This is a genomic window from Pseudonocardia alaniniphila (assembly GCF_022524485.1).
In the GTDB taxonomy this organism is placed as follows: domain Bacteria; phylum Actinomycetota; class Actinomycetes; order Mycobacteriales; family Pseudonocardiaceae; genus Pseudonocardia; species Pseudonocardia alaniniphila.
Genome location: NZ_JAKXMK010000003.1, coordinates 76,394 through 101,368, shown reverse-complemented (window position 1 = coordinate 101,368; position 24,975 = coordinate 76,394). Strand labels below are relative to the sequence as shown.

The 24,975-nt window shown below is 72.5% G+C and carries 20 protein-coding genes; 16 read left to right on the top strand and 4 right to left on the bottom strand.

The window, feature by feature from the left end; all coding sequences use genetic code 11:
• The first annotated feature begins 63 nt into the window (after nt 1–63).
• The 6 genes from MMF94_RS03320 to MMF94_RS03295 all read left to right on the top strand — a co-directional run bounded on the left by MMF94_RS03320 (nt 64) and on the right by MMF94_RS03295 (nt 6,189).
• Entirely contained in the window at nt 64–1,233 is a 1,170-nt protein-coding gene (locus tag MMF94_RS03320) for a 4-hydroxybenzoate 3-monooxygenase (protein ID WP_241034734.1), read from the top strand.
• Entirely contained in the window at nt 1,230–1,976 is a 747-nt protein-coding gene (gene pcaH / locus MMF94_RS03315) for a protocatechuate 3,4-dioxygenase subunit beta (protein WP_277398638.1), read from the top strand. The genes MMF94_RS03320 and pcaH overlap by 4 nt, the downstream gene beginning before the upstream one ends.
• Nucleotides 1,969–2,517 (top strand): protocatechuate 3,4-dioxygenase subunit alpha, encoded by a 549-nt coding sequence (gene pcaG, locus MMF94_RS03310; protein WP_241034733.1) that lies wholly within the window; start codon nt 1,969–1,971, stop codon nt 2,515–2,517. The genes pcaH and pcaG overlap by 8 nt, the downstream gene beginning before the upstream one ends.
• 94 nt (nt 2,518–2,611) lie before the next feature.
• The gene (locus MMF94_RS03305) at nt 2,612–3,235 is read left to right on the top strand and encodes a GtrA family protein (RefSeq protein ID WP_241034732.1); all 624 of its coding nucleotides are present in this window, start codon (nt 2,612–2,614) and stop codon (nt 3,233–3,235) included.
• 148 nt (nt 3,236–3,383) lie between these two features.
• Nucleotides 3,384–4,931 (top strand): GMC family oxidoreductase, encoded by a 1,548-nt coding sequence (locus tag MMF94_RS03300; RefSeq protein WP_241034731.1) that lies wholly within the window; start codon nt 3,384–3,386, stop codon nt 4,929–4,931.
• Nucleotides 4,932–5,190: 259 nt separating this feature from the next.
• Nucleotides 5,191–6,189, top strand: coding sequence for a glutathione S-transferase family protein (locus MMF94_RS03295; protein ID WP_241034730.1), 999 nt, complete (start codon nt 5,191–5,193; stop codon nt 6,187–6,189).
• On the opposite strand, the gene MMF94_RS03290 is transcribed toward MMF94_RS03295, so the two are convergent.
• Together MMF94_RS03290 and MMF94_RS03285 are read right to left on the bottom strand one after the other, a co-directional pair.
• The gene (locus MMF94_RS03290; protein WP_241034729.1) at nt 6,182–6,586 is read right to left on the bottom strand and encodes a PIN domain-containing protein; all 405 of its coding nucleotides are present in this window, start codon (nt 6,584–6,586) and stop codon (nt 6,182–6,184) included. The genes MMF94_RS03295 and MMF94_RS03290 overlap by 8 nt on opposite strands.
• Complete coding sequence (locus MMF94_RS03285) at nt 6,583–6,831, bottom strand: AbrB/MazE/SpoVT family DNA-binding domain-containing protein (protein ID WP_241034728.1); 249 nt, start codon at nt 6,829–6,831, stop codon at nt 6,583–6,585. The genes MMF94_RS03290 and MMF94_RS03285 overlap by 4 nt, the downstream gene beginning before the upstream one ends.
• Before the next feature lie 91 nt (nt 6,832–6,922).
• Between MMF94_RS03285 and MMF94_RS03280 the strand changes: the two genes are divergently transcribed.
• Nucleotides 6,923–8,107 (top strand): glycoside hydrolase family 3 N-terminal domain-containing protein, encoded by a 1,185-nt coding sequence (locus MMF94_RS03280; protein ID WP_241034727.1) that lies wholly within the window; start codon nt 6,923–6,925, stop codon nt 8,105–8,107.
• Between the two features lie 58 nt (nt 8,108–8,165).
• On the opposite strand, the gene MMF94_RS03275 is transcribed toward MMF94_RS03280, so the two are convergent.
• On the bottom strand, nt 8,166–13,868 hold the full coding sequence (locus MMF94_RS03275; protein ID WP_277398637.1) for an ATP-binding protein: 5,703 nt from the start codon (nt 13,866–13,868) through the stop codon (nt 8,166–8,168).
• 165 nt (nt 13,869–14,033) lie between these two features.
• On the opposite strand from MMF94_RS03275, the gene MMF94_RS03270 reads away from it, so the two are divergent.
• Nucleotides 14,034–14,888, top strand: a complete 855-nt coding sequence (locus tag MMF94_RS03270) for an alpha/beta fold hydrolase (protein WP_241034726.1) — start codon at nt 14,034–14,036, stop codon at nt 14,886–14,888.
• A 44-nt stretch (nt 14,889–14,932) separates the two neighbouring features.
• Nucleotides 14,933–15,307 (top strand): VOC family protein, encoded by a 375-nt coding sequence (locus MMF94_RS03265; protein ID WP_241035033.1) that lies wholly within the window; start codon nt 14,933–14,935, stop codon nt 15,305–15,307.
• Nucleotides 15,308–15,328: 21 nt separating this feature from the next.
• On the opposite strand, the gene MMF94_RS03260 is transcribed toward MMF94_RS03265, so the two are convergent.
• The gene (locus MMF94_RS03260) at nt 15,329–16,756 is read right to left on the bottom strand and encodes an MFS transporter (RefSeq protein WP_241034725.1); all 1,428 of its coding nucleotides are present in this window, start codon (nt 16,754–16,756) and stop codon (nt 15,329–15,331) included.
• A 274-nt stretch (nt 16,757–17,030) separates the two neighbouring features.
• Here MMF94_RS03260 and MMF94_RS03255 point away from each other — a divergent pair, with 274 nt between their 5' ends.
• The 7 genes from MMF94_RS03255 (at nt 17,031) to MMF94_RS03225 (ending at nt 24,973) form a co-directional block, all read left to right on the top strand.
• Nucleotides 17,031–18,362 (top strand): ATP-dependent 6-phosphofructokinase, encoded by a 1,332-nt coding sequence (locus tag MMF94_RS03255; protein WP_379660405.1) that lies wholly within the window; start codon nt 17,031–17,033, stop codon nt 18,360–18,362.
• A 122-nt stretch (nt 18,363–18,484) separates the two neighbouring features.
• Complete coding sequence (locus MMF94_RS03250) at nt 18,485–19,327, top strand: MBL fold metallo-hydrolase (protein ID WP_241034724.1); 843 nt, start codon at nt 18,485–18,487, stop codon at nt 19,325–19,327.
• Complete coding sequence (locus tag MMF94_RS03245; RefSeq protein ID WP_241034723.1) at nt 19,324–19,926, top strand: DedA family protein; 603 nt, start codon at nt 19,324–19,326, stop codon at nt 19,924–19,926. The genes MMF94_RS03250 and MMF94_RS03245 overlap by 4 nt, the downstream gene beginning before the upstream one ends.
• Before the next feature lie 70 nt (nt 19,927–19,996).
• Complete coding sequence (locus tag MMF94_RS03240) at nt 19,997–22,171, top strand: phage holin family protein (RefSeq protein ID WP_241034722.1); 2,175 nt, start codon at nt 19,997–19,999, stop codon at nt 22,169–22,171.
• A 13-nt stretch (nt 22,172–22,184) separates the two neighbouring features.
• The gene (locus MMF94_RS03235; protein ID WP_241034721.1) at nt 22,185–22,919 is read left to right on the top strand and encodes an alpha/beta fold hydrolase; all 735 of its coding nucleotides are present in this window, start codon (nt 22,185–22,187) and stop codon (nt 22,917–22,919) included.
• A gap of 69 nt (nt 22,920–22,988) precedes the next feature.
• Nucleotides 22,989–23,492 carry a MarR family winged helix-turn-helix transcriptional regulator gene (locus MMF94_RS03230; protein ID WP_241034720.1) on the top strand — a complete coding sequence of 168 codons (504 nt, stop codon included), beginning with the start codon at nt 22,989–22,991 and terminating at the stop codon, nt 23,490–23,492.
• A gap of 74 nt (nt 23,493–23,566) precedes the next feature.
• Nucleotides 23,567–24,973, top strand: coding sequence for an MFS transporter (locus MMF94_RS03225; protein ID WP_241034719.1), 1,407 nt, complete (start codon nt 23,567–23,569; stop codon nt 24,971–24,973).
• The last annotated feature ends 2 nt before the right edge of the window (nt 24,974–24,975 follow it).

Below are 24,975 nucleotides of genomic sequence, written 5' to 3'. Positions count from 1 at the left end.
CGGGCTTCCGGTGAGCGGAAGCGGAGTCGAGCGCCTGCAGGTCGGTAGGCCAGTCTTGCCCGTATGCGAACGCAGGTCGGGATCATCGGAGCCGGACCGGCAGGGCTACTGCTGTCCCACCTCCTGGCCCGGGCCGGGATCGACTCGGTGGTGCTGGAGGCGCGCAGCCGCGACTACGTCGAGCGCCGGGTGCGGGCGGGCGTGCTGGAGCACCCCACGGTGGAGCTGTTGCGCGAGGTCGGGCTCGCCGAGCGCCTCGACCGGGAGGGGATGCCTCACGACGGCATCTCCCTGCGCTTCGACGGCGGTGACCACCGCATCGACTTCGCCGACCTGGTCGGGCGCGGCATCACCGTCTACGGCCAGCAGGAGGTCGTGAAGGACCTCATCGCCGCCCGGCTACGCGACGGCGGGGACCTCCGGTTCGAGGTGTCGGACGTGACGCTCGACGGGCTCGCCGACGCACCCGTGATCGGCTTCACCGATGCCGACGGACAGCGGCAGGAACTGCGGTGCGACGCCGTGGCCGGCTGCGACGGCTTCCACGGCATCAGTCGCGGCACGTTCGAGCCGCAGATGTTCGACCGCGAGTACCCGTACGCCTGGCTGGGGATCCTCGCGAAGGCCGCTCCGACGCAGCACGAGCTCGCCTACGCCAACCACCCGCGCGGGTTCGCGCTGTATTCGATGCGCAGCCCCGAGATCACCCGGCTCTACCTGCAGGTGCCGCCGGACACGGACGCGGGTGCCTGGTCGGACGCGCGGATCTGGGACGAGCTGGGCGTCCGGCTCGCCGCCGACGGCTTCACCCTCAACGAGGGGCCGCTCATCGAGAAGAGCGTCACCGGCATGCGCAGCGTCGTGGCGGAGCCGATGCGCCACGGCCGGCTCTTCCTGGCGGGCGATGCCGCACACATCGTGCCGCCCACAGGCGCGAAGGGGATGAACCTCGCCATCGCCGACGTGCGCGTGCTCGCCGAGGCCCTGACCGACTACCTCCGCCGCGGCGACGAGTCCGGGGTGGACGCCTACTCCGACACCTGCCTGCGCCGGGTGTGGCGGGCCGAGCACTTCTCCTGGTGGATGACCTCGATGCTGCACGTCTCCCCGGACACCGACCCGTTCGCCCGCCGCCTGCAGCTGTCTCAGCTGCACTACACGGTGACCTCCCGCGCGGCGGCCACCTCCCTCGCCGAGAACTACGTCGGCCTGCCCCATGGAGAGAACCGTTGACCGAACTCGCGAAATCCCAACCCACCACGTCGACCCCGCATCCCGCCGGCTACCGCCCGGCCGCGGAGGGGAACCACCCGTCACTGTCGTTCGGGGGCTACCGGAGCACCGGTCTGCGGGCGCCGTCCCAGGCGCCCGTGGTGCTGCGCCACCGGCTCACCGAGGTGACCGGACCGCTGCTCACCGGCGACATCGGCCCGAACGACAACGACCTGACCACGCAGCACGCCGGTGAGGCGATCGGGCAGCGGATCGTCGTCTTCGGCCGGGTGCTCGACAGCGACGGCCGTGCGGTGCCGAACACACTCGTCGAGGTGTGGCAGGCCAACGCGGCCGGCCGCTACGCCCACGTCGTGGACAACTGGCCCGCACCGCTGGACCCCAACTTCACCGGCGGCGGTCGCGTCGTGACCGACGCCCAGGGCAACTACTCGTTCACCACGATCAGGCCCGGCGCCTACCCGTGGGGCAACCACCACAACGCCTGGCGCCCTGCGCACATCCACTTCTCGCTGTTCGGCCGGTCGTTCACCCAGCGGTTGGTGACGCAGATGTACTTCCCGGACGACCCGCTGTTCGACCAGGACCCGATCTTCAACTCCGTGCCCGACCCCGCTGCCCGCCAGCGGATGGTCTCGACGTTCGACCTGTCGGCCACGCGCCCGGAATGGGCGCTGGCGTACCGATTCGACATCGTCCTCCGCGGCCGCGAGCAGACCCCCTTCGAGGAGCCCCATGAGTGAGCTGCTGACCCCGTCGCAGACCGTCGGTCCGTTCCTGAGCCTCGGGCTCACCTGGCTGGAGGGGCACCTCGTCGTGCCGCAGGGCACGCCCGGGGCGATCCGGATCTCCGGGGTTCTCACCGACGGAGCAGGCGCACCGGTCGTGGACGGGCTCGTCGAGACGTGGCAGGCCGACGCCGACGGTCGCTTCGACCACCCGGACGACCCGCGGGGCGCGACGGGCTCCGGGTTCCGCGGCTTCGGGCGCTGCGCGACGGACGGGGAGGGCCGCTTCGAGATCCTCACCGTCAAGCCCGGCGCGATCGGTGACGGCCAGGCGCCCCACATCGACGTCACCGTGCTCGCGCGCGGCCTGCTCGACCGGGTAGTGACGAGGATCTACTTCCCGGACGAGGCCGCGGCCAACGCCGCTGACCCACTGCTCGCCTCGCTCCCGCCGGAGCGGGCGGGCACGCTGGTGGCTCGGGATGCGGGCCCGGACGAGCTGCGCTTCGACATCCGCCTACAGGGCGCCGGGGAGACCGTCTTCCTCTCCGTCTGACGACGTCCGCGACCCCCGGTTGCGCCAGGTGGCGACGATCACTGCACGATGTAGGTATCTCGGGAATCGGAGATCGTCCACATCGTTGCCACAGGTGACGAACAGCGTGGTCATCGACGCCCCTGCGATAACGGGGACCACGAGGTTCGCGCAGCTGTGGGGGGACGTGGTCGAAGTGGCGGGCGCAGCGCTCCCGGTGGGCGCTCCGCTGGGCGGCATGCCGTCCGGGCGAGGGCCGTCGGGGCACGAGCAGCGCCATCCGCTGCTCGTGCAGCTGGCCCGGTACGCGGTGATCGGCGGCCTGGGCACGCTCGTGAACGCTGTGATCTTCCTGCTGTTGCGGACGTGGTGGGACACCATCCCGGCCAACCTGGTGGCCCTCGTCCTGAGCACCGTGGTGAGCACCGAGGCGAACCGCCGGTTCACCTTCGAGGGCGCCCGGGTCCACTGGCTGCGCTCCCACGTGCAGAGCGGCGGCACGGTGTTGTTCTACGTTTTCTACAGCTCCGCGGTGCTGATGCTGCTCGCGGCCACGATCGACTCCCCGACAGCCTGGGAACAGACCGTGGCGGTGGCCGTGGCCAGCGTTCTCGGTGGTCTGGGCCGGTTCCTCGTGCTGCGGTACTGGGTGTTCGAACCGGAGGCCCGCGACGATTCGCGATCGGAAGGCTCCGCGGCGTCGCACCGGGCGGAGCGCGGATCCGAACAGCTGGGCTGACGGTCCCGCCGGTCATCCACGGCAGCTTTCCCGGACGTCGGTGCACCGTCGCTCGTCCCGGCCGACTGCCGGTTCCCAGCCGCACCGGTGGGAATCACAGGGTGATCGGCTTGCCGCGCGTGGCAGCGTTCGAGCGGGACGTGTGCCGATGCATTCGGAAGAAGGGCTGGTTGTGGGGGCTCCTGTACGCCGTTATGACGTCATCGTCGTCGGTGCCGGTACTGCGGGCTGCGTGCTCGCCTCCCGGCTGTCCGAGGACGCCGATGCCCGGGTTCTCCTTCTCGAGGCAGGCGGCCGGGAGCCGTTGGCCGCCGCGGCCGACCCCCGGGCGTGGCCCAGCCTCGCGGGTACCTCCATGGACTGGGGGAACGAGTCGGTGGACGCGCCCGGCATCGGACGGGTGGCGCTGACGCGAGGCCGTGCCCTCGGCGGCTCCTCGGCCATCAACGCGCTGTCCTTCATCCGCGGCCACCGGGCGAGCTACGACGCGTGGGTCACGGCCGGGGCGAACGGCTGGGGGTTCACCGACCTGCTGCCCTACTTCATGCGCAGCGAGCACGCCGCGGGCCGCGATCCTGCGGTGCGCGGCCGGAACGGGCCGTTGAGGCTGTGGTCACCGACCTCGCCGCACCCGCTCACCGAGGCCGCACTGGAGGCAGCTCGCCAGGTCGGGCATCCGATCGCGGACGACATCGACAGCGGCCTGGAGGAGGGGTTCGGCTGGGCCGAGTACACCATCGTCGACGGCAGGCGGGAGAGCGCCGCCGACGCCTATCTGCGGCCGGCGCTCGATCGCCCCAACCTCGACGTGGTCACCGACGCGCTGGTGCACCGGCTGCTGTTCAGCGCCGAGCGCTGTACCGGGGTCGAGTACAGCGTGGGCGGCGACACCGTGACCGTGCAGAGCGGGGGCGAGGTCGTCCTGACGGCCGGCGCGATCGGCACGCCGCAACTGCTGATGCTCTCCGGCATCGGTCCGCAGGCCCACCTGCGTGAGTTCGGGATCGACGTGCTCGCCGACCTCCCCGGGGTGGGCGCCAACTTCCACGACCACCCCATGAGCGGCATCGTCTACCGCTCCGTCCAGCCGGTCGTCGCCTCGACGAGCAACGGCGGGGGCGAGGCCAAGGGCACGATGCGCAGTGCCGCCGCAGCTCCCTGGCCCGACCTGCAGCTCTTCTGCGCGATCGCGCCCCTGTTGAACGACAAGGTGCCGGGCCCGGAGCGGGGAGCGGGCTACACGATCACCGTCTCGCTGATGGCGCCGTTCAGCCGCGGTTCGGTGCGGCTGGCCGGGGCCGTGCCGGGCAGCGCCCCGGTGATCGATCCGGGCTACTACACCGACAGCCGCGACCTCGACGCCGCGGTGGAGGGACTGCGCGCCGCCCGTGAGCTCGGCAACGCCCCCGCCTTCGCGTCCTGGCGGGGTGAGGAGGCCCAGCCGGGCACCGACGTACAGGGCGACGCCGAGCTGCGTGCCTACCTGCGCCGAAGCCTGCACAGCTACTACCACTACGCCGGAACGTGCCGCATGGGCACCGACGACGACGCCGTGGTCGACCCGGAGTTGCGAGTGCGCGGCGTCGAGGGGCTGCGGGTGGCGGACGCCTCGGTGATGCCCACACCGGTCAACGCCAACACCAACGCCACTGTGTACGCGATCGCCGAACGTGCAGCGGAGCTCGTCCGGTCCTGAGAATCGGGCCGTGGGAAGCGGCCCCGGGTCGTGCCCCACGGGCCTGCGCAGTGGTCGAGCCCGTGGTCACCCCGGGCGCGAGCGGCGCACTCCCGGTCGAGACTCGGCGTGCTTGCGGACGGGAGGGGCGAGGGGACCGGTCCCGAGGGACGCCGCGGGCGGACGAGGGGTGGCGGCGTTCACGGCGTCGCCCTCCCTCGTCACACACGGTCCGTCAAAGGTCCTCTGCGTGAACGGCGGCGCGGCCTAGATTGCAGGTATGACTGCCACACAGACCAGCGGCGAGGCATTCGAGTACAAGCCCGTGGCACTGGACGAGCGGATCACGTCCGACGGCTCGTCCCGATGGCCGGTGGAGGCCGGTCGTTACCGCCTGGTCGTCGCTCGGGCATGCCCGTGGGCGAACCGCAGCGTGATCGTCCGCCGGTTGCTGGGGCTGGAGCCCGTGCTGTCGATCGGTCTGGCAGGTCCATTGCACGACGAGCGCAGTTGGCGGTTCCACCTCGACCCGGACAACCGGGACCCGGTGCTGGGCATCGAGTACCTCGGTGAGGCCTACCGCAAGGCCGACCCCGGCTTCGACGCCGGCATCACCGTCCCCGCCGTGGTGGAGATCGCCACCGGGAAGGTGGTGACCAACGGGTTCCAGCAGCTCACCCTCGACTTCTCCACCCAGTGGACCGCCTTCCACCGCGACGGCGCGCCGGATCTCTACCCCGTGGAGCACCGGGCCGAGATCGACGAGATCAACCAGGCGGTGTACGAGGACGTCAACATCGGCGTCTACAAGTGCGGCTTCACGAACAGCCAGGACGCCTACGCGCAGGCCTACCGGGCGTTGTTCGCCCGGCTCGACGTCCTGTCGGAGCGGCTCGAGGCGCGTCGCTTCCTCGTCGGCGACACGATCACCGAGGCCGACATCCGGCTCTGGGTCACGCTCGTGCGTTTCGACGCCGTCTACCACGGCCATTTCAAGTGCAACCGGCAGAAGCTCACCGAGATGCCGGTGCTGTGGGCCTACGCGCGCGACCTGTTCCAGACGCCGGGCTTCGGCGACACGATCGACTTCGAGCAGATCAAGCAGCACTACTACGGCGTGCACACGGACATCAACCCGACCCGGGTGGTGCCCCTCGGCCCGGACGTCCGGAACTGGCTCACCCCGCACGGGCGCGAAGCGCTCGGCGGCCGCCCGTTCGGCGACGGCACCCCGCCCGGTCCGCCGCCGGAGGGCGAGCGGGTGCCTGCGATCAGCTGAGCAACTCGTAATCGACGCCCGCGGCGTCGTAGGTGGTGGCGGCGCGCCGATCGAGGGTCAGCAACACGGCGCCGGCCCGCGCGGCGGACAGAGCGACCACGAGGTCGTAGACGGCGCCGCCGAGCACGGCGGTGTTCTCCGCCACCTGCAGGACATCGGCGGAACGAGCGCCGGCGAGCCGTGACGTCGACGGGGGAAAGTGCCCGTCGAGAAACGACGTGACGAGCCGCGCGGGAACCCGCCGCGGCGGCGGCAGCCTCGTCAGGACCGAGAAGGTCTCGATCAGCACATGCTCGACCACGGCGTCGACTCGGCCGATCGCTGCCACGGCGAGCGGATGCTCGGTGTGCCACCTGGCGAATGCGGCGACCAGGACCGAGGTGTCACACGTGATCACCGACGGGTGCGTTCGAGGACGTGGCGCACCTCGTCGGGCGTCAGGGACGGGGCATCGTCCCCCGGAACCTCGGCCGCCAGGAAACCGTCGCGCTCGACGAGCTCCATCGGCGCGGAGACCGGTTCGATCACGATCCGCCCGTCGCGCTCGACGATCTCCAGTTCCTGACCGGGCTCGAGTGCGGCTGCCTGGCGCAGCTGCTTCGGGATCACCACGCGGCCGGCTCCGTCGATGGTAGTGCGCATGGTAGGAATCTACCATTCGTGGTGGGCCTGTGATTGGCCTCGCTGTCCCCCGCCCCCCGCGCGGCGGCTCGCGGGGGAAGGATGGCGTGCGATGCCGAGCCGATCACGCTTCCTCCTGCCCGCGAGGCCCGGGCGCGCCCGGGCCTGTTCCCTCGCCGCACTGCTGGCCGCCACGATGGCCGCAGTCACCGCGCTGCCCGCCGCCGCAGCACCGCCCGCCCCGGCGCCGCCGCTCACCGGCGCGAACCTGGGCGCAGACCGGCTGCCACGCTGCGCTGCCGTCGTCGACGCGATGAGCCCGCGCGACAAGCTCGCGCAGCGGCTCATGGTGGGCGTCGACGCCTCCGACCCGGCCACCACCGCCGAGACCGTGCGCGCCACACAGGTGGGCGGCATCTTCGTCGGCGACAACCCCACCCAGCTGCTCACCAACCAGGCTCTGCGCGGGGTGCAGGCGATGGCCCGGATCCCGCTCGCCGTCTCCGTGGACGACGAGGGCGGGCGCGTGCAGCGCATCGACGCCCTGGACGGCAACATGCCCAGCGCCCGGGTGATGGCCGCGCAGATGACGCCGGCGCAGGTGAAGGAACAGGGCCTCGAGCGGGGTCGTGAGCAGCTCGCCCGCGGGATCACGATGGATCTCGCCCCGGTCGTCGACATGGGTAACCAGCCGGCGAACGCGGTGATCGGGGACCGCTCCTTCAGCACCGACCCCGACACGGTCGCGACGTACGCGGCCGCCTTCGCCGAGGGCGAGCGCGAGGCGGGTGTGTTCACCGTGCTCAAGCACTTCCCCGGCCACGGCCGTGCCGTCGGAGACTCGCACAAGGGCAAGGCCACCACCCCGCCGCTCGACCAGCTGCGGACCGACGACCTGCGCCCCTACGCCACCCTCCTGGGCCCCGGGGGACCGCTCGCCGACGGCCGCACGGGCGTGCTCGTCGGGCACCTGGACGTGCCGGGGCTCACCACCGACCTGCCCGCCACGCTCACGCCCGCGGCCTACCACCTCCTGCGCACCGACTACGGGTTCGACGGTCTCGTGCTCACCGACGACCTGGGCGCCATGAAGGCCATCACCGACACCTTCGACCTGCCCACGGCCGTCGAACGAGCCCTGACCGCGGGCGCCGACATGGCGTTGTGGTCGAGCGGCGGGCGCGTCACCCCGGTGCTGGACCGGCTGGAACAGGACCTGCAGGCGGGCCGCATCGACCCCGCGGCGAACGATGCCGCGGTGACGCGGGTGCTGAAGGCCAAGCAGGTCTGCTCCTGATCGGAGCGCCCCGTACGACTCGGCCCGTCGCACGACGGGCCGAGTCGCCGGCTGCTCGCTAGCGGTGCGATCCCGTCTTCGCCATACCGCGCTGCACGGCGTCGGCGAGGTAGGGGCGCAGGCGCGTGGGGTCGATGATCGAGTGCACCGACCCGACCCGCTGCGCCCGCTCCACGCTGTGCGCGGTGTCGAACTCGTCGGCCACCTGCCCGAGCATCTCCGACCGCACGCCGGGACGCAGGGCCGCGAGCTCCGAGGTGAGCCGGGCGGCCTCGGACTCGGCGCCGGCCTGCCGGGCCTCCGCGATGCGCCCCTCGAGATCGGAGATGCGCCGGTCGGCGGCGGTCCGCTTGTTCACCTCGCCCGCGAACACGACGGCTGCGGCGGGCGCCCCGCCGAGCACCGATGCGTAGGACCCCTCGACGGCGGCGATCTCCATGCTGTCGTTCAGCGTTCCGGAGAACACGACGAAGGCACCGCCGTGGTAGCGGGAGACCACGCAGAACACGATCGGGCCGTCGAAGTTGACCACGGCCCGGCCGATCTCGGCGCCGTACTCCAGCTGCAGCTGGCGCAACGACTCCGGTGACCCGTCGAAGCCGGAGAGGTTGGCCAGGATCACCAGCGGCCGGTTCCCGCTGGCCGCGTTGATCGCCCTGGCGGTCTTCTTCGACGACTTCGGGAACAGCGTGCCGGCTGTGAACGTCGTGGGCCCGTCCACCGGCGGGCGCCCGCGGCGGGGGAGTGGACGCGACTCGATGCCGAGCAGCGCGATCGGCTGCCCGCCCAGGTGCGCGTCGAGCACCACCACGCCCTCGGCGTCGATCATGTCGACCCAGCGCTCCAGCGTCGGGTGGTCGGAGTCGGCCACCGCGTAGAGCAGCGAGCGGATGTCGAACGGCTTCTTGCGCCCCGGGTTGGCCGTGAACACCTCGCCCACGCTGGTGAAGTCGCAGCCGGGACCGGAGTGCGGAGAGTCGCTGATGTCGCGGTCCACCGGGTCGGCCGTGAGTGCGGGGCGGGGGAACCGCTCGCCGGGCGCCCGGTAGGTGTGGGCGTAGTGCGTGAGCAGCACGTCCACCGCGCCGGACAGGTCGGGCGCCCAGTACTGCGCCTGCCCGTTCGGGCCCATGATCCGGTCGTAGCCGCCGATCCCGAAGTTGTCCTCGGCGCTCACGCCGCCCGAGTAGTCGAGGGACTGCTTGCCGGTGAGCACCATCGCGCTGTCCGGCGTCATCACGAGGATGCCCTTGGTGTGCATGAGCATCGTGGCCTCGGCGTTCCAGTACGGCTGGGCGCCCACGTTGATGCCCGTGACGACGACGTTGATCTCGCCGCCGTCCTGCGTGAACTCGATGATCCCGCGCAGCACCCGGGAGATCCAGTCCATGTTCTCCGTGCCGGAGTCCATCGCGATCTTGGCCCCGGCCGACACCGCGAACCACTCGATGGGCGCGTCGAAACGACGGGCCAGCTCGATCGCGGCGAGCACGCGCCGGCACTCCGGTTCGGCGAGCGCACCGAGCGCCTTGGTCGGGTCGCCGATCAGGACCACCCTGGTCATGCCCTCGGGGTAGCGCTGCGACGGGGTGGTGACGGTGCCGAGCACGATGTTGGCGGTGTTGCCGCCGGGAGCGCGGTCGACCACGACCGGGGCACCGTCGGGATCGAGGTCGTACTCGGTGAACACCCCCCGCACGGCTTCGGCCGCTCGTGCGTCGGCACCGCGGCGGTCGGGATCACGCAGCAGCATCGGGACCAGCTCGTATGGGTAGACCGCCCCGCGGCGCCGGGCCCGGATCACCTTCTGTGCGTAGGCGTCCAGCTCCCGCAGCGGAGCGGTCGGCGGCTCGGTGACCTGGACGGTGAGGCCGGCGCCCGGTGGGCGGGACATCCGCAGCAGGAGGTCGCGCGGCTCGCTGTCGCCGTCCCCGCCGGAGTGGCGGAACTGCACCAGCACCTGCTCCAGGCCGAGCCCCTCGGTGCGCGGGGCCAGCACCCGGATCACCGAGTCCACCTCGTCGACGGGCACCTCGACCACGGGCCAGACGTAGAGCAGCACCCGGTTCCAGTCCACCCTGGCGTCGCCGGGATCGGTGGCCCGCGCCGAGCGCATGGCGTCCAGGCAGGCGTCGAGCACGTGTTCCAGCTGCGGCAGCGCGCGAATGCGGCCCCGCTCGTCGCGCAGCACCGTCAGCTCGCGGACGTCGGACAGCGCGATCAGCCTGCGGTCACCGGGCACGTCCTTGCCGACCGCGCGGAAGAGGTGCACGTCGATCGGCGAGGGCAGCCTGGTCAGCTCGAACCCGGAGAGCCTCCAGAGGCCGAGCCGCTCGGCGACCATCGGGTGCAGCCCGCGCAGTGTGCGGTCCTCGACGGGACGGCGGTCGGTGGGGTCGGGCCGGAACGTGAACCACGCCGAGCGCTCGTCGCCACCGGGCCTGCGCACCGCGACGGCCACGCGCGCGAGCCGGTTGGGCAGCCTGCCCAGCATCGCGCTGATCTTCTCCGCGGACCGCTCGGGGTCGGCGTCGGGCGCCTCGCCTGCGATGACGTAGAGGTCGAGCAGCACGGTGCAGCTGTCGGGCAGCTGCGAGATGATCCGCCGCAGGTCGCCCTGCACGGCCATCGGATCGCCCGCGGGTGGTGCGTCCGGCGCGGTGTGCACCGTGGTGGCGAGCACCATCTGCTCGAGATGCGCGGCCTGGTCGGGGCCGAGGTCGTCCACCCGGTCGAGGGGTCGCGCGCCGTCCTTGAGCGAGTAGGTGGCGGTGAGCAGCGGCCGTCCGCCGCGGTCCTCGAGCCGCACGTCGGTCAGCGTCCGCCCGCGGTAGTACCGCCGCGTCATCACCTCGAGCATCGCCGCGTGGTGCTGTTCGCCGAACACACCGAGGATCGGTTCTGCTGCCGCGACGATCGTGTCGATCTGCCCCGCGCGCACGGCGGGGTCGTCGGACAGCCGGTCGAGCTCGGCGCGCACTTTCGCCTGGCCCGCCGCGCGCTCGGCGGCGATCACCGGCTCGTCGAAGCAGGTGTAGCGGACGCGGCGGGCGAACCCGCCGACGACGGGGTGCCGCAGCTGGGTGGCGCGGACCAGGCGGTCGAGGGTGTGCTGGTACTCCTCACGCGTCGACTCCGGCAGCGAGCCCGGGTGCAGCAGCCGCCACTGCAGCAGCTCCAGCACCACCGGGACGTGGGCGGTGGCCCGGCGGTGGGCGAGGAACATCCGGTACAGCGCGCTGTTCAGGGCGTCGGCGGAGACCGGGGCGGCCGGCGTCAGGTCCGGCACGCCGTAGTGCGCGAGCGCGCGGCGCAGCTTCTCCCGGAACGACTCCGGCAGGCCCTCGGCGTCGGCGTCGCGCGAGCGCAGGTAGGCGTGCAGGAACTCCTGCGGGTTGCGGGCCTCCTCGCCCGCGGGGTCGATCTGCTGCGTCTCGTCCTCGGGGCCCCGGCGGTTGCGCGACAGCGCGCACAGGTCGGCGAAGATGCGCAGCACGGCCGTCTCGCCTGCGAGCACGCGGGCGTCGTCCGGGGGGAGCGCGTTCCGGGCCGAGGAGAGGGCCGCCAGCAGCGGGCGGGCATCGCGCTCGTCGATGTCGAAGCCGAGCACGAGGAACCGCAGCGACATCAGCGCGTCCGCGGCCACAGCGGCGGCGTCGGCCCCGACCGCGGGCGGCCCGGCCAGCCCGGAGAGGTCGGCGCGCTCACCGTCGCCCGCGCCCGCCGCGTCGGCGTCGGGCTCCAGGCGGACGAGCTTCGTGCCGCCCTCCACCTGCGTGTTCGGGGCGACGAGGATCTCGCAGACCCGTCCGGCCACGGGCGCGCGCAGGGCCGTCTCGAGCTTCATGCTCTCCACGACCGCCACGACGTCACCCGCCTCGACGACGTCGCCGGGCTTGATCGGGATCGACACCACCATCGCAGGCGCGGGCGCGCGGACCAGTCCGGCCTCGCCGCCGGAGATGCGGTGCACCGCGCCGTCGACCTCGACGAGGTAGTCGGAGCCCTGCGGCACCGACAGCACCGCGAACGTCTGCCCGGCGACCGTGAGCTTGCGCTCGAAGCGTCCGGTGCGGTCCGCGTCGACGTCCACGACATGGCCGTCGAGCTCCACGCGATAGCGGTTGCCCCGGGCCTGGGCCACGCGCAGCCGGTAGGACTGGCCCGCGGCGCGCACGTCCACCTGGTGCCAGGTCTCGTGCCCCACCTCGGGGCGGCCGCGCTCGGCGGAGGCGAAGAGCCGGTCGCGCTGGCGTGCCACGTGCGCGTCCTGCGCCTCCACGGCCGTGGCGAGCAGTGCGACATCGAGCCGCCGAGGCGGGGAGTAGCCGTTCGCCATCATGGCGTCGAGCCAGGTGGTGTCGGTGTCGCCGGAGAGGATCTCGGGGCGGTCCAGCAGGTCGAGCAGGAACGCCTTGTTGGTGGTGCCGCCGTCGATCACGGCGGCGGTCTGGCGCAGCGCCCGCGACAGCCGGGCCCGCGCCTCGCCCCGGTCGCGGCCCCACGCGATCACCTTGGCGATCATCGAGTCGAACTGCGGCGGGATCAGGTCGCCGGAGCAGACGCCGGTGTCCACCCGGATCCCGGGCCCGCTGGGCAGGGCCAGGTGCTCGATGCGCCCCGGCGCCGGTGCGAAGCCCTGCTCCGGGTCCTCCGCCGTCAGCCGCGCCTCGATCGCGTGCCCACGGGCGGGTGGGGCCTCCGGCGCGATGTCGGCGAGCCTGCCGCCCGCGGCGACGTGCAGCTGCAGCTTGACGATGTCCATGCCCGTGGTGGCCTCGGTGACCGGGTGCTCTACCTGCAGCCGCGTGTTGACCTCGAGGAACGACAGCAGCCGCTCCCCGGGCTCGTAGAGGAACTCGACGGTGCCGGCGTTCACGTAGCCCGCCGCCCGGACGAGCTCGGCCGCGGACGCGCGCAGGATCGCCTCCTGCTCCGCGTCGAGCGCGGTGGAGGCGGACTCCTCGATCACCTTCTGGTTGCGCCGCTGCACCGAACAGTCGCGGACCCCGAGCGTCCACACGTCCCCGTCGGCGTCGGCGATCACCTGCACCTCGACGTGCCGCCCGCCGCGGATCGCGCGCTCCAGGAAGACCGTGGCATCTCCTGCCGTCTTCGACGCCTCGGAGCTCGCCCGCTCGAAGGCCTCCTCGAGCTGCTCGGGCGAGTCGACGCGGCGGATGCCGCGGCCACCACCTCCGGCGGTGGCCTTGACCATCAGCGGGTAGCCGATCCGCTCCGCGTGCTCCCGCGCGGCGGCGACGTCGGCCACCGCGCCGCCGCTCCACGCGGCCAGCGGCACGCCGACCTCCTCGGCCAGCTTCTTCGCGGCGATCTTGTCGCCGAGCCGCTCCATCACCTCGGGCGACGGGCCGATGAACACGATGCCCAGCTCGCGGCACAGGCGTGCGAAGTCGGCCTTCTCCGACACGAAGCCCCAGCCCGGCCACACCGCGTCGGCCCGCGCCTCCCGCAGCGCACGCTCCAGCTCCGCGTGGTCGAGGTACGGGCTCGCGGCGAAGGCCTGGTCCGGATCGTCCGGCCCGATCAGCACCGCCTCATCGGCCTCGCGGACGAACATCGCGTGCCGGTCCACCGCCGTGTACAGCGCGATCGTGCGCAGCGCCCGCCGGTCGCCTAGGGATTCGGGAGATCCGGGTGATGAGACCTCTGCGTTCCACTCCCGTACCGCATTGATCAACCGCATTGCCGGTTCCCCGCGGTTGACGATGACGACCCGGTGGAACGACTGATCCGTCACATCTGCTCACTCTCGTCACTGGTGCCACGGCCCCTCCCGCGGCAGTACCGGCGGGGACCGTAGCGCCTGGAACTCCCGGCCCGGGCCCACCCAACTCGACCTCCCGCTGTCGCACAACCGACGAGCGGGTAACCCCCCGAGTGAGCGGCATTGCATGATGCTCGGGTGCTGACGGTGACCCACGGTGACCTGACCTTCGACGTCCACGAGCACGGTTCGGCCGATGGTGTCCCGGTTCTGCTGCTGCACGGATTCCCACAGCGTGGCACGGCATGGGACGCCGTCGCGGACCGGCTCGCCTCGGCAGGCTTCCGGACGCTCGCGCCCGACCAGCGCGGCTATTCGCCGTGCGCCCGCCCGCGGGGCAGGCGTGCTTACCGGATGTCCGGTCTCGTCCTCGACGCGCTGGCCGTCGTCGACTCCCTGGTCGGCCCGGCGGGCCGCGTGCACCTCGTCGGGCACGACTGGGGCGCCGCGGTCGCCTGGTCACTGGCCGCGCGCCACCCCGGCCGCGTCCGTTCGCTCACCGCCATCTCGGTGCCGCCGCCCACCGTGTACGTCCGCTCTCTGTTCACCACCAGGCAGGCGCTCGCGTCCTGGTACATCTACGCGCTGCAGCTTCCGTTCCTGCCGGAGCGTTTCCTCGGCGCGGGCGGGCGTCCGTTCTCCCCGCGGCTCGTGGCCGCCCTGCGGCGCTCCGGCCAGTCCCGGCCCGCCGCGGAGCGGGACGCGGCGGCACTCGCCGACCCGGGGGCGCTGACCGCCGCGATCAACTGGTACCGAGCCTTGCTGACCGGCCCCTTCTCCGACCGCACCCCGCCCGTGCAGGTGCCCACCCTGTTCGTCTGGAGCGACGGCGACACGGCCATCACCCGACAGTCCACGGAGCTGACGCACACCGAGGTCGCCGGGCCCTTCCGCTACGTCGAGATGCGGGGCGTGAGCCACTGGATCCTGGAGGAAGCGCCCGATCAGCTCGCCGAGCTCCTTCTCGAGCAGTTCCGGGAGCATCCGGGCTGACGTGCGTTAGGGTCGTCCGCCATGGCCTGCGACCGGTGGTGCTGATGGAGGTCCTCGCCTCCCGGGTGCTCCTGCACCCGGTCGACCTGGAACGAAGCCTGCACTTCTACCGGGACGTGCTCGGGCTCGCCATCTTCCGCGAGTTCCCCGGTGGCACCGTGTTCTTCCTCGGAGGCGGCTTTCTGGAGCTCTCCGGGAGCGCGCAGGCACCGGCGGGCGAGGCGATCGCGCTCTGGCTCCAGGTGCGCGACCTGGCCGCCGCGCACCGGAAGCTCGCCGCCCACGTGGTCCGCGAACCGCGCCAGGAGCCGTGGGGCCTGCACGAGATGTGGATCACCGACCCCGACGGCACCCGGATCGTGCTGGTGCAGGTTCCGGCCGATCACCCGATCCGCAGGGACTCCCGCCACCAGCAGTAGCCCGGGCACTCGGCGACCTCGTCAGGCCCGTGCTGCCGCCGCCACCGGCTCCGGTGCCACCGTGCCGGCCTGCCTCGCCGGCGTGACGGCGGCGATCACGGCCCCGCCCACCGCCGCGACCGCCGCAGCGAGGAACACCACCGTGTAGGCGGCTGCCGAGGGCAGCACCTGCCCGTCGACCGCCATGGTCAGGCTGGTGGTGACAGCGGCGACGACCGCGCTGCAGGAGGAGGTGCCGAGCATGCGCATCAGCGTGTTGAGGCTGTTGGCCGCCGCGGTCTCGGACGCGGGTACCGCATCCATGATGAGCAGCGGCAGCGCCGAGTAGGCGAGCGCGGCCCCGATGGCCGTGACGGTGGACGCCGCCATCACCAGCGGGATCGATCCGGGCAGCGTCGCCATCGCGACGTTCCCGATGGCGAGCACGGAGGTGCCGAGCACCAGCGTGGTGCGGGCGCCCCGGCGGCGCGACACACGTGCCGAGACCGGCGAGAAGATCGTCATGGCCCCGCCGATCGGGAGCAGCACCACACCGGCGGCGACGAGGGAGAGCCCGAACCCGTAGCCGCTCGCCGTGGGGGCCTGCAGCACCTGGGTGGTCAGGAGGAAGCCCGCGAACATCCCGAAGCCGATGAGGACCGATGCGATGTTCGTCCACAGGACCGTGGGCCTGGCCGAGACGCGCAGGTCCACCAGCGGCGATCGCACCCGCAGCTCGAGCCGGCCCCAGGCCGCGAACAGCACCACGGCCGCGGCCAGCAGGCCGAGCACGCGCGGGCTGCTCCAGCCCCATTCGGCGCCCTTCGAGATCGCGAGCAGCACACAGACCAGCGCGAGGCCGAGCCCGACGGCTCCCGGGAGGTCGAAGCGGCCGCCGGAGCGCTGCGGCGACTCCCGTACCACCGCTCGGACCAGGAAGAACTGCAGCGCGCTCAGCACCGCTGCCGCCCCGAAGAGCCACCGCCAGCTCGCCTGCTGCGCGACGAGGCCGGTGATCGGGAGGCTGATCGCCCCTCCGATGCCGAGCGAGGAGCTCATCAGGGCGATCCCGCTTCCGACGCGGTCGGGGGGCAGCAGGTCGCGCATGATGCTGATCCCCAGCGCGATCACGCCCATCGCCGCACCTTGCAGCGCGCGGGCCGCGATCAGCACGCCGATGTTCGGGGCGAGTGCGCCGAGCGTCGATCCGGCGGTCACCATCGCGAGCGCCACGAGCATCAGGCGCCGCTTCCCGTACATGTCCCCGAGCCTGCCGAGCACGGGCGCGCAGACCGCGCCTGCGACCAGCGTGGCCGTGACGAGCCATCCCACCGTCGCGGGGGAGGCCGAGAGCAGCCGCGGGAACTGCGGCAGGAGCGGCACCACGAGGGTCTGCATCACCGAGACCGCCAGCCCACACGAAGCGAGAACGCCGATCACGAGTGCCGGGCGGGCTGACGGTGTGACCACCTCTCCACATGAGCACGCGATCGTTGCCATAAGCAAGCTTTTTGCCCCGATCCGGGAGGAACATCACGTCGATGCAGGACAGTCCGGATCGTCCCCGCCGAAGTGCCGGTAGCACCGGTACCGACTAGCCACCGCCCGGGAGGACCCGGCATCCTGGAACGGTCAAGAAGACCAGCGTCCCCGGTGCCGCGGCGTGGTCGTCCCGTCGATCAGGGGAGCGCTCGTGAGCACTGCCTTCTCCTCCTCCGGCGACCAGCAGGGCACCGTCGTCGAGCTGTCGCGCATCCGTCCCACACCCGACCTGTCCATCACGAGCCTCGGCGCGTGCCGGATCACCTCGCCGATGGCGCCGCTGCTGGACGCCCGCCAGACCACCGAGCACTACGTCGACGAACTGGACCGCGTGCTGCTCGACGACACCCTCGCGGGCATCAGCTCCCGCGGGGTGCCTGCCACTGAGCTGCCCGGGATGGAGCCCTGCGGGCCACGGCGGAAGATCTTCTTCGACCCGTCGAAGACCCGGGCCGCGATCGTCACGTGCGGGGGCCTGTGTCCCGGCCTGAACGACGTGATCGCCGGGCTCGTCCGCACGCTGACCTACCACTACCGCGTGCGCCGCGTGGTGGGCATCCGCAACGGCTACCAGGGCTTCGTCGCCGGCTACGGGCACGACGTCGTCGAGCTGACCCCGGAGTCCGTGCGGGACATCGCCACCGACGGCGGCACGGTGCTCGGCACGTCCCGCGGGCCGCAGGACCCCGAGGAGATCGTCGACTGCCTGGAGCGGCTGCACATCAACGTGCTGTTCGTCGTGGGCGGGGACGGCTCGATGCGCGGGGCGATGGAGATCGCGCGCACCGTGGCCGAGCGCGGCCTGCTGATCGCCGTGGTGGGCATCCCGAAGACCATCGACAACGACATCCCCTACATCGACCAGAGCTTCGGCTTCCAGACCGCCTTCAGCCTCGCGAGCGACGCGATCCGCGCCGCTCAGGTGGAGGCGAAGTCCACGGCCAACGGGATCGGGCTGGTCAAGCTCATGGGCCGGCACTCCGGCTTCATCGCCTGCTACGCCGCGCTCGCCAGAAGCGGTGCCGACGCCGTCCTGATCCCCGAGGTGCCCTTCGCGCTCGACGGCGAGGAGGGACTGCTCGCGCACCTGCGCCGCCGCGTCGCGGAGCGGGGGCACGCCGTCGTGGTGGTGGCCGAGGGGGCGGGGCAGGAACTGCTCCCGGACGCGGGCGCGGGGAGCGACGCCTCCGGCAACGCCCGCCTGCAGGACATCGGGCCCTACCTGCGGCGGCGGATCGGCGACCACTTCGCCGACGCCGGGGTGGAGACCTCCATCCGCTACATCGACCCGAGCTACGCCATCCGCAGCGTGCCGGCCAATCCCTACGACTCCGTCTACTGCGTGCGCCTCTCCCAGGCGGCCGTGCACGCGGCGATGTCGGGGCGCACGGCGATGGTGGTGGGCCGCTACCGGCGCCGGTTCGTCCACATCCCGATGGGGGTGGCGGTGAGCCGGCGCAACCAGGTCGACCCCCACGGCGACCTGTGGATGGCGGTGCTGGAGTCCACGGGGCAACCCGTCCGCTTCGGCTGAGCGTCATGATCGCCGCGAGATCCGGGGATCGGCCCCCGCGTCGGCGGGGGCGCAAACCCTGATCTCGCGACGATCTTCACCTCGCGAGGCGGAGCCGGCGGCTCGCCCGCGATACTGATCCGGTGCGCGGCCTGGCTATGCGGTTCCTCGGTCACTCCACGGTGAGGATGGAGCTGGCCGGCCGGGTGGTGCTCACCGACCCCGTCCTGACGTCGGGGATCGGGCCGCTGCGCCGGGTCGGAGGGCCGACCCCGGCACCGGGCGACCAGGACGACGTCGACCTCGTCCTGATCTCCCACCTGCACGGCGACCACCTGCACCTGCCGTCGCTTCGCCGGTTGCCGCGCAGCGCGCGGGTGGTGGTCCCGCGGGGTGCCGGCGACTGGCTGCGCGGGCGCGGGATCGCCCGGGTCGAGGAGCTCGCTCCCGGCGAGGACCTCGAGGACGGCGACCTGCGGGTGACCGGCGTGCCGGCCGTGCACAGCGGGCACCGCTGGGGGCCCCGTTCCACGCGTGGTCCGCAGGCCCTGGCCATGGGCCATCTGCTGACGAGCCGGGACGTGCGGGTCTACGCGGCGGGCGACACGGATCTGTTCCCCGGCATGGCCGAGCTCGCCGGGCCCACGTTGGACGTCGCGCTGCTGCCGGTGTGGGGATGGGGGCCGACGCTCGGTCCCGGCCACCTCGACCCGGCTCGTGCCGCCGCGGCGGTGCAGTTGCTGCGTCCTCGCGTGGCGGTGCCGGTGCACTGGGGCACCCTTGCGATCGCCGGGCTGGTGGGTGCCCCCGGGCGCGCCGGTGCGCGGATGCGCAGGCTGCTCGTGGAGCCGCCGAGGACGTTCGCCGCCGCGGTGACGGCCACGGGCGAGGCAACCTGCGTGGCGATCACCGAGCCGGGCGCCACGGTCGCCCTTCCGCACCCGTCGTCGCTGTCCGGCACGCCGCCGGCACCGGATGCGCGGTGATCGCACTGGCGGGCAGTTTCACGGACCCTTCCACGATCGGCTATCCCGCCGTCTTCGGCGGCGTTCTGCTCGGCTCGCTGGTGCCCGTCGTGCCGACCGGCGCGGTGGTCGGAGCCGCGGCCGCGATCGCGACGACCACGGATCACCTGTCGCTTCCGATCGTCGTGCTGCTGGCCACGGTGGGGGCGTTGCTCGGTGATCTGACGACGTTCGGCGTGGCCAGGGTCGGCAGCGACGCTGCGCTGCGTTGGGTGGCACGGGGCCAGCCGCCGGAGCGGCTCGCCGCCGCCCGCACGCGGTTCGCCACACGGGGCTGGCAGCTCGTCGTGGTGGGCAGGCTCGTGCCGGCAGGCCGGATCCCGGTGCTGCTCGCCGCGGGCACGCTGGGCTACCCGTGGCGCCGGCTGGTGCCGGCCGCGGTGGCGGCGTGCCTGCTGTGGGCCATTGCGTACGCCGCGCTGGGGATCGTCAGCGGCGGGCTGTTCGACAACCCGTTGATCGCGACGCTCCTGGCCGCGCTGCTCGTGCTGGTGGTCGGCGGCCTCAGCTCGCTGGTGGCCACGTACGTACGGCGCCGGCGCCATGAGGCGGACCGATGAGCGAGCTTGCGAGTGAATCATCGATAGAGCGCCTTCGCGCAGCGCCGACCGAGCGCAGCGAGGGCGAGCGATGAGCGGGGGAGCACGGACCGGGCCGCGGAACGGTGCCGGACGGCTGCTGCGGGGCGGGCGTGTCGCCGCGCGGGTGCTTCTCGTCTGGGTGCTGGCGGCGGCGGCGTTGCGGCTGCTCGACGTGTGGCTGTCGGGCTTCTCGATGGCGGACTGGTGGCAGCCGACGGTGTGCGCGCTGCTGTTCGGGGTGCTCAGCGGGGTGGTGTGGCCGCTGATCCTGCGGGTCGCGCTGCCGATCGCGGTGTTCACGCTCGGGATCGGGTCGTTCCTGCTGCTCGGCGCCGGGGTGCTGGCGATCTCCTTCGCCGTGCCGGGTGTGGTGATCGCCGACTTCGAGACGGCGGTGGTCGTCGCGGTCGCGGTGTCCGCGCTCGGAGCGCTCGGGTCGAGCCTGCTGGCACTCGACGAGGACGAGCTGTTCTTCCGCCGGGCCGCGCGGCGCAGGGCGCGCCGGGGTACGGGCGGGGACGCCGAGATGCCGCCCGGTGTGCTGTTCCTGCAGGTCGACGGGCTGGGCATGGACACGGTTCGCCGCGCGGTGCGTGACGGGGACATGCCGACCTTCGCGCGCTGGCTGGCCGACGGGAGCCACCGGCTCACCGACTGGCACACGGATTGGAGCTCCCAGACCGGCGCGAGCGTCTGCGGCATCCTGCACGGCGACAACTCCGACATCCTCGGGTTCCGCTGGTACGAGAAGGACCGCGACCATGTCATGGCGTGCTCGCATCCCGAGGACGCCGCCGAGATCGAGCGGCGTCACTCCGACGGCGGTGGGCTGCTCAGTGTCGACGGCGCGGGCCACGGCAACCTCTTCACCGGCGACGCCGAGCACGTGAGCCTGACGATGAGCGCGCTGCCGCTCCTGGCCGGGGCCGCCCGCCGGCACCGCGGGTCGGACGGGGTGGGGGCCGGTTACTACACCTACTTCGCCAACCCGGCCAACACGCTCCGGACGCTCGCCGGTGCGCTGGTCGACGTCGTCCGCGAGATCTCCGCGTCCACCCGGCAGCGGCGCGCGGGCGTGTTGCCGCGCGTGAACCGGGGTGGTTTCTATCCGTTCGCGCGCAGCGCCACCACGGTGATCGTCCGCGATGTGGTCGTCTCGGCGATCATCGAGGACATGCTCGCCGGCCGGGCCGTGGTCTACGCCGACTTCCTCGGGTACGACGAGGTGGCCCACCACTCGGGTGTGGAGCGGTTCGACGCGCTCGCGGTGCTTCGCGCGATCGACCAGCAGATCGGCAGGCTGTTCCGGGCCACCCAGCTCGCACCGCGGCGGTATCACATCGTGGCGCTGTCGGACCACGGCCAGACGCAGGGCTGGGCGTTCACGCACCGGTTCGGGGAGTCGGTCGAGGCGCTGGTCGGGCGCCTGTGCGGGGCTCCCCAGCCGGAGCCGCGCCGCGGCGTGAACTCGGATGCCCGCAGGCCTGCGGAGGGCTGGCAGGTGGGGGCCGCCCTGGCCGCGGCGTCCACGGGCAGCGGGCCGATCGCACGGAGGCTCCGGGCGCGCGTGGAACAGACGGGCTCGGAGGCCGACCGGCCGCGGACCGTGAGCGGTGCGCCCGGTGCGGTCACCCGCGTCGCGCCCGGCGTGGTCGTGGTCGCGTCGGGCCACGTGGCGATGGTGTCGTTCACCGAGCACGAGGGCCGGGTCGGGCTGGAGACGATCGAGCGTGAGTTCCCCGACCTGCTGCCGTCCCTCGTCGACCACCCGGGGGTCGGCTTCCTGCTGGTGCGCAGCGCGGAGTTCGGGCCGGTGGTGCTCGGCCGCGACGGACTGCACCGGCTGGCCACAGGACGGGTGATCGGCGAGGACCCGCTCGATGGCTACGGGCCGCACGCCGCCGACCTCGTCCGGCGCGTGGACGAGTTCGACCACTGCCCCGACATCATGATCAACAGTCGCTACGACCCCGTCACGGGCGACGCCTCACCGTTCGAACCGCACGTCGGCTCGCACGGGGGGATGGGCGGCCCGCAGTCGAGGGGTTTCCTGATCCATCCAGCGGACCTCCCGGCGCCCGGGGAGATCGTGGGCGCGGAGGCGCTGCACCGGGTGCTGCGCGGCTGGCTGACCCACCTCGGGCATCCGGAGCCCGCGGTCGGCGTGCCGGCGACGCGCGGCGTGCCCGTGAACGACGTCACACGTGGCTCGCAGGTTCCCTGACAGACTGTCGGTCATGAGCGAGGCCGCGGGCGATCAGGCTGCACATCGCGATCCCTTCGTGCTGGTGCACGGCGCAGGCCACGGCGGATGGTGCTGGGTGCGGGTCGCGCGCCTGCTCCGCGCGGCGGGCCACGAGGTCTTCACGCCGACGCTCACGGGCCTGGGCGAGCGGGCCCACCTCCTGACCGAGGACGTCGGCCCGGCCACGATGGTGCAGGACGTCGTCGCGGTGCTGGAGAACGAGGAACTGCGCGACGTCGTGCTGGTCGGGCACAGCTTCGGCGCGCTGGTTGCGCTGGGCGTCGCCGACCGGGTGCCGCATCGGCTGCGCCGGATCGTCCTGCTCGACGGGCTGGTGGTGGAACCGGGCGCGTCCGGGTTCGACGGTGTGCCTCCCGACGTGATCGAGGAGCGCGTCGCGTCGGCGAAGGCGTCCCCGACCGGGTTGGCGTTCGGGCCGTCGTCCGCCACCGTGTTCGGTCTGTCCGATCCGGACGACCTGGCGTGGGTGGACCGGCGGCTCACCCCGCACCCGCTGCGGTCCTACACCGAGTCGTTCGGGCTCCGCGACCCGCTGGGCAACGGCGTGCCGGTCACCTACATCTGCTGCACCGACCCGCCCTATCTCGCGCTGCGCTCGGGCCACGCGATCGTGCGCCGGGCGGGCTGGGAGTGGCGGGAGCTCGCCACCGGGCACGACGCCATGATCATGGCCCCGGAGGCGACGGCGGCCGAGCTGCTCCGCTGACCACTGCTTCGGTTCTGGATCGTTCCGCTGCGGGATGATCCCGCCACAGAACGTCGATACCATGACCGCATGGTCCAGCGCAGCAACGACGAGATCCGTGGCGACCTCAGCTACCTCTTCGACAAGGCGAGCCAGGCGCTCGCCGCTCGCATGACCACTGCGCTCGCCGGTCTCGACATCACGCCGCGGGACTACTGCGTGCTCACCAAGGCGGCGCCGGGCGAGCTGACCCAGGGCGAGTTGGCCGAGATCGCGCTGCTCGACAAGACGACCATGGTCGTCACGATGGACAACCTCGAGGGTGCCGGCCTGGCCCGGCGCACGCCCTCCCCCGAGGACCGCAGGGCGCGGATCGTGCAGACCACCGACGAGGGCCGGGAGGTCGTCGACAAGGCTCGCACGGTGATCGACGGGGTCTACGAGGACGTGCTCGCCGTCCTGCCCGAGAAGCAGCGCGCCGCCTTCCTGGACGCCTTGGTCGCGCTGGTCGGGGCCGGCGGCCCCCTGTCCGCCGTGGAGCCCACCCCGAACGCGCCCCGGCGGCGGTCCCAGCGTTCATCCCGAAGCGCATGATGCCGATCTAGATAGTCTAGAAAAAAACTATCTGTTACGGTCCCTCCTGGTTCACGATCCAGGAGGTTCCCGACATGACGTCACTCGGCACGCAACGCGCCGAACGCACGACCCGCTCCCGCTGGGCCGCCCTCACGGTCCTGTGCGCGGGCATGCTCATGATCATTCTCGACGGCACCATCGTCAGCGTGGCGCTTCCGGCGGTCCAGGCCGACCTGGGCTTCACCGCCTCCGGCCTGGCCTGGACCGTCAACGCCTACCTCGTTCCCCTGGGCGGGCTGCTCCTGCTCGCCGGCAAGCTCGGCGACCTCCTGGGCAGGCGCCGGATGCTCGTCTCCGGCCTCGTGCTCTTCGTCCTCGCCTCGCTGCTCTGCGGGCTCGCCACCGGCGCCGGGATGCTCGTCGCGGCCCGGTTCCTGCAAGGGGTGGCCGCGGCGATGGCGTCGGCCGTGGTGCTCGGCATGATCGTCGGGCTCTTTCCCGAGCCGGCGGAGCGGGCGAAGGCGATGGGCGTGTACGCGTTCGTGGGCGCGGCCGGGGCGTCGATCGGCACGCTGCTCGGTGGCGTGCTCACCGAGACGGTCGGCTGGCGCTGGATCTTCCTGGTCAACGTCCCGATCGGGGTGGTCGCCGCGCTGCTGTCGATGCGCCTCATCGAGCGGGACCGCCCACTCGGCGGTGCCGCGCGGCCCGACGTGCTCGGGGGTGCGCTCGTCACGGCCGGGCTGATGCTCGCGGTGTTCGCGATCGTCGACGAGTCGGGGTCCGGGATGCGGCTCGGGCTCGGCGTGCTGGCAGCGGCCCTGCTCGCCGGGTTCGTCGTCCGCCAGCGGGTGGCCGCGGAGCCACTCGTGCGGCTCGGCATCTTCGGTTCGCGCGCGGTGTCCGGCGGCAACCTCGTCCAGATGCTCATGGTCGCCGGCATGCTCGGCTTCCAGTTCACGGCGACGCTGTACCTGCAGCGCGCCCTCGGCTACCCACCGGCGCAGACCGGCATGGCGATCCTGCCGATCCCGGTGACGATCGCGGTGGTCTCGCTCGCCTGGTCGGGACGGCTGATCGGGCGGTTCGGGCCGCGCACGGTGCTGCTCACCGGCGAGGTGCTTCTCGTCGCGGGCCTGCTGCTGCTGACCCGTGATCCGGTCGGCAGCTACGTGACGGACGTGCTGCCGTCGATGCTGGTGCTCGGTGTCGGCGCCGGGCTCAGCCTCCCGGCCGTGACGACCGTGATGATGTCCGACGCCACGCCCGCCGACGCCGGGCTGGCCTCGGGGCTCGCCAACACCAGCCAGCAGGTGGGCGGTGCGCTCGGCATCGCGGCGCTGGCCGCGCTCGCCACCGCCCGTACCGACGGGGCGACGGCCGCCGGTGCGCCGCTGCAGGAGGCTCTCGCGGCCGGCTACCACTTGGCCTTCGCGGCCGCCGCGGCCTCCGTGGCCGTCTCCGCGCTGATCGCACTGACCGTGCTGAACAGGAAGTGAGG